Origin of the sequence: Pseudomonas rossensis, assembly GCF_039888995.1 — a bacterium.
Lineage (GTDB): Bacteria > Pseudomonadota > Gammaproteobacteria > Pseudomonadales > Pseudomonadaceae > Aquipseudomonas > Aquipseudomonas rossensis.
In genome coordinates this window covers 1-227 of the sequence record NZ_JBBWCB010000425.1, presented here as the reverse complement: position 1 = coordinate 227, position 227 = coordinate 1, and the positions used below count along the sequence as shown (strand labels likewise).

Here is a 227-nt window from a genome sequence, read left to right as displayed (position 1 = left end):
CTGAAGGGCCGTCGAAGACTACGACGTTGATAGGTTGGGTGTGTAAGCGCTGTGAGGCGTTGAGCTAACCAATACTAATTGCCCGTGAGGCTTGACCATATAACACCCAAGCAATTTGCGAACTCGAAAGAGGCCAGATTGCGGTGTGTGAAGACGAAACGAACCGAAAGTTCGAGATACTCACAAAACACCAAACTATCGCATACCCATTCGCTGGAGCGTGATCC

General features: G+C 49.8%; 1 rRNA gene. It reads left to right on the top strand.

Features of this window, described 5'->3' with window-relative positions:
• Window positions 1–99 (top strand): 23S ribosomal RNA (locus WLY71_RS31150); the annotation flags it as partial.
• Between the last annotated feature and the right edge of the window lie 128 nt (window positions 100–227).